This is a genomic window from Patescibacteria group bacterium, assembly GCA_022560785.1.
Classification (GTDB): Bacteria; Patescibacteriota; Minisyncoccia; order Phycocordibacterales; family JADFSL01; genus JADFSL01.
The window spans coordinates 1-4,001 of record JADFSL010000038.1; the positions used below are offsets into that span (position 1 = coordinate 1).

Genomic DNA, 4,001 nt, shown 5'->3' on the forward strand with positions numbered 1-4,001 from the left:
CTAAAACCTGGTATAGTGCTCTCATGTCCGCCTCATCGGCGGGGTATACCAGCCTTGTTGGCTGGCGCGCCGACGAGGCACATTGCGGGTTCGTCTAACGGTAGGACCGCGCCCTCTGGAGGCGTGTATCCTGGTTCGAATCCAGGACCCGCAGCCCTTCTTCGCTTCGCTCATTAGGTCATTCTGATTCTGAGAGTCATCAGACTCGATGCGGCCTTCGGCCAATATATGATGGGCGAAGAAGGTCCTGAGGCATTTAGCCGAAGGAATCTTTATTCAGTGTCTGCGTTTCTTCGCTAAGCTCGGAATCTTCGACCCATCATGGATAATACAAAAAAATCGAAGTCACTGAGGCCGTTCAGGCTCTGAGAACCTTCAGGCTCGAAGAGAGTAAAACGACGAAGTGCGACATATGAAATTCTACATCTATATCGTTGAGTGCGTAGATCAATCGTTGTATGTTGGATGCACTAATGATTTGGTAAAACGCATAAAACAGCACAACAAATCAAAGTGGGGTGCTCACTACACAAAAATCAGAAGACCAGTTGAGTTAAAGTATTCTGAAACATTTGCCAATCTGAAAGACGCCAGAAAGCGCGAACGAGAAATTAAGGGATGGCGCCGAGAAAAGAAATTAACTCTTATTGAGTCTGGCACTCCAAAACTTTAGCGAAGGATACCTAGCCCCGCAGCAATCAGTTTTTAAGCTCAAATTTTGATAATCCTTTTATGAAGCTAGAATCTTTATTGACAAACAGATGAGTTTTTTGGTGAAGTTTTTTACATGGATTCACTATTGACAAATCAGTCAAGTAGATGTATAATATAGACAGCAAGGGTATAAATTGAATCTACAAATTCGATCCACAGGAGGAAAGAAAACTATATGAGAAAGATTCAAGTTGACCATATCACATATTTCATTACCGCGCATAGCTGGCGGATACTAGAGTCCTTGGAGACTGATCCGCTTGTCGTGGAAACCCACTTAGTCAAAGATACCTTCAAAAGCTTTTTCGAAGGAGACACTTATCGTGATCTAGCGAAAGATACGAGCATGGAAATAGCAGTTCTTTGCGCTCATGGGCATTACGCCGACGGAGTGTGGGTATATAATGACGGGACTAAAACCCACAGAGTGGATGACTGGGTGCGTAGATACGATGGAGAGTACGCTGCACTGCTTCTCTTGGTCTGCAACGGAGAATCGACAAGACTCCAACCGGCAAGACATTCACTGTTAGTTGTCCCAGAGGGAGATATATACTTCGACATTGACATAATAGTAACTCCAGAGGGTATCTACCATTTTCCCGAGGATGACAATAAGTTCCGTGGTGCATCTCTCCAAAATTATCCTGGTCCCTTCTACACTAACCACCCCGAGTTTATTGTTCTGACTCCAAGGTCAACAAGCTAAGTACCCACCACAAAAAGGAGGCAAGTGGTGGGTTTTTCTTTTACAAAAACAGATTTTTTATGTACTCAGCATTATATATAGTGAACTGTAGTATAAGGTGTTATCATGTAGCTATTGAGAAACTGGACGAGAAAGATGATTTCCCTTGCAGCAAAAGGGTTCTAACTTCGTCCAGTAGCCCCAACAAATCTTGACAATACCATAAAAATATGGTATTGTTTGTTTACAGTAAAAAGTACTAATACAGATTGGGAGTGAGACATGAATAGGACTACAGTAGTAAGGTCTAGTCGTGATGGAGATGAGGGAATAACAGCCACGATTACAATTCCTCTTTTGGGATTTAGTGATGAGGAGATACAAGATGTCACTAAAGGGGAACTTACCTCGGAAGACCAGCTTATGGACAGAGCATTGGGTTCTCCTCTAGAGCGGATAGTTTATTTCTTGGAAGCCTGTAAGTTACAGGGTGCTCGTGGAATGTTCACCGGATTGGACATTCTGGGAAGGAAGTTGGACGAGGCACGCCAAGAAATGTTAGCCGTAATGAATGCGGCGGAGCAAACCAAAAATAGACCTCCAGGATAAGTAGCATGAAAAGCTACTCAATCAATAAGGAAGGAGGGGCAGCAAGAGTAACCGCTCAAACTACCCCTCCTCTCCCAAAACCTTTAAATACAGCATACAGCTGTTTTTTGTTTTTAGAGGCTTGGAATCCTAATATACTCCTCACTCAGCCTTATTCTGGTTCTAACTTCGTCCAGCACCCCTATTAAATACCCGACCGAGACCCTCTTTCGTTCTGCGAACTACAAATGGGCAAAGTGGGTCATGGGAGTATCCTCAAAAGAGCCCCAAATCCCTTAAACTAAACTTAGTTCAGTTATCCACAGTTGAACTTAGTTTAGTTTGTGAAACCCTAGGTTTCCGCCAAGGGCGAGGCTCGCCAAAGGCGGCCAGACCAAGAGTGCCAGCCACTTAGAGCACAGTTATTACGCCCGAGATGCATCATAAGTAACTCGTTATGCAAACTTATTCATTGTGTTAGTATAAAACTATGATTCCAGGTTTTCTTATATCTTTAATAACATTTCCAGGGGTGATTATTCATGAATGGGCACATAAAAAATTCTGTGACTGGCTTAATGTACCCGTACATAAAGTTGTTTATTTTCGTTTAGGTAATCCTGCTGGTTTTGTTGAACATGAAAACCCAACGACATACAAACAGACCTTTTGGATATCTGTAGGACCCCTCGTTGTTAATTCACTTGCAACAATAATTTTAAGTGTTATTGCGTCACAGATAATACCGGATGGTTGGTTGTATGTTGTATTGATATGGCTTGCGTTTTCAATAGGAATGCATTCATTTCCAAGCGATCACGACATGCAACAAGTTTCTTCTGCGAGTAAGTTGGCGTTAAAACGTGGTGGTTCTTTTTTACATTATTTATCCTTTCCATTTGTTACTTTGATTTGGATCGCAAATAAACTAAGATTCTTTTGGTTTGACGCTATTTATGCGTTTATCTTGATAACAATTGGTGGAGGATTGCAGTAAGCTCAAAGAGCGTCGTTGTGTTAAGGTAGAATTAAGTTAAATCCCTCTTAAACTCTCTATTCTAGACCGAGGGTGCCAGCTACCAAGGAATGCATTTCACTTCCGAAAGAACCCCTCAAACACTTACTTTTTGGGCGCAAAAATCTCGACCGAGGTGGTTAGCGGGCTAGGGCATCGAACCTCTGTTAAAAATCGTCGCTAAGACGGTTTTTTTGATAGAGCGATATTATAGAGAAAGAATCTCAATTTTTTCCACACGCGTGCCTCTTTATTTATATTTTCAGATCAGCTATCATTAAATTAATTGCTCAAATGTTTAATCGTTGTTTTTTATGCTCATATCCCCCAAAGATATTCTACAAGCAAAAAAAATGCTCCTGGGGCACACTCACCAGATTCAAGAGAAAAGTAGATTCTACGAAATATTTTCCGACCCCACTCGTTTTAAGATAATTTTTCTTTTGCAGAAATACAAGGAATTATGCGCCACTGATATCGCTCATGTGCTTGGAATTAGCGTAAGCGCGGTTTCACATCAAGCAAGGATAATCGAGAGTGCCGGAATCATAAACAGAGTGCGTATGGGGAAAATGATTTGCTACAAAGTGAGAGAACATGATTCTTTAGTAAAAAGATTTGTAAAGATTACACATTAAAGAAAACAATTGAGGTCGAGAGGTCGATATAATTAAATCTAATATTCAAAAAAACATGGAAGAGAAAAAAGTAACTATCTATACCACTCCTACGTGCGTATATTGCAAATCAGCAAAAGAGTTTTTTCAAGAGAACGACATAAAGTATGAAGAAAAGAATGTTGCGACAGACCAAGAGGCACAGCAGGTAATGGTGCAAAAGTCAGGCCAAATGGCAGTTCCCGTTATTGATGTCGGTGGTGAAATTGTCGTTGGATTTGACAAAGATAAGCTTTCAGAATTACTCGGAATAAATGCCTAAAGCGTTTCTTGGCTTTATTCTTGTTGGTGTTGCCGTAATTGCCGGATTTTTTGTTGT

6 protein-coding genes and 1 tRNA gene are annotated in these 4,001 nt (G+C 41.3%); all 7 read left to right on the top strand.

Going from position 1 to position 4,001, the window contains the following annotated elements; all coding sequences use genetic code 11:
• Positions 1 to 83 precede the first annotated feature (83 nt).
• The 7 genes from IIB50_02970 (at position 84) to IIB50_03000 (ending at position 3,944) form a co-directional block, all read left to right on the top strand.
• A tRNA-Gln gene (locus tag IIB50_02970) sits at positions 84 to 154 on the top strand.
• Positions 155 to 412: 258 nt separating this feature from the next.
• Positions 413 to 673 (top strand): GIY-YIG nuclease family protein, encoded by a 261-nt coding sequence (locus IIB50_02975; protein MCH7530051.1) that lies wholly within the window; start codon positions 413 to 415, stop codon positions 671 to 673.
• 216 nt (positions 674 to 889) lie between these two features.
• On the top strand, positions 890 to 1,423 hold the full coding sequence (locus IIB50_02980; protein MCH7530052.1) for a hypothetical protein: 534 nt from the start codon (positions 890 to 892) through the stop codon (positions 1,421 to 1,423).
• A gap of 261 nt (positions 1,424 to 1,684) precedes the next feature.
• Complete coding sequence (locus IIB50_02985) at positions 1,685 to 2,011, top strand: hypothetical protein (protein ID MCH7530053.1); 327 nt, start codon at positions 1,685 to 1,687, stop codon at positions 2,009 to 2,011.
• 469 nt (positions 2,012 to 2,480) lie between these two features.
• Positions 2,481 to 2,987, top strand: a complete 507-nt coding sequence (locus IIB50_02990; GenBank protein ID MCH7530054.1) for a DUF3267 domain-containing protein — start codon at positions 2,481 to 2,483, stop codon at positions 2,985 to 2,987.
• Between the two features lie 332 nt (positions 2,988 to 3,319).
• Positions 3,320 to 3,643 carry a winged helix-turn-helix transcriptional regulator gene (locus IIB50_02995; GenBank protein ID MCH7530055.1) on the top strand — a complete coding sequence of 108 codons (324 nt, stop codon included), beginning with the start codon at positions 3,320 to 3,322 and terminating at the stop codon, positions 3,641 to 3,643.
• A 55-nt stretch (positions 3,644 to 3,698) separates the two neighbouring features.
• Entirely contained in the window at positions 3,699 to 3,944 is a 246-nt protein-coding gene (locus IIB50_03000) for a glutathione S-transferase N-terminal domain-containing protein (GenBank protein MCH7530056.1), read from the top strand.
• Positions 3,945 to 4,001: the final 57 nt, after the last annotated feature.

Coding starts and splice junctions, on each gene's coding strand:
- IIB50_02980 (MCH7530052.1), top strand. CDS start 890: ATGAGAAAGATTCAAGTTGACCATATCACATATTTCATTACCGCGCAT.
- IIB50_02990 (MCH7530054.1), top strand. CDS start 2,481: ATGATTCCAGGTTTTCTTATATCTTTAATAACATTTCCAGGGGTGATT.
- IIB50_02975 (MCH7530051.1), top strand. CDS start 413: ATGAAATTCTACATCTATATCGTTGAGTGCGTAGATCAATCGTTGTAT.
- IIB50_02985 (MCH7530053.1), top strand. CDS start 1,685: ATGAATAGGACTACAGTAGTAAGGTCTAGTCGTGATGGAGATGAGGGA.
- IIB50_03000 (MCH7530056.1), top strand. CDS start 3,699: ATGGAAGAGAAAAAAGTAACTATCTATACCACTCCTACGTGCGTATAT.
- IIB50_02995 (MCH7530055.1), top strand. CDS start 3,320: ATGCTCATATCCCCCAAAGATATTCTACAAGCAAAAAAAATGCTCCTG.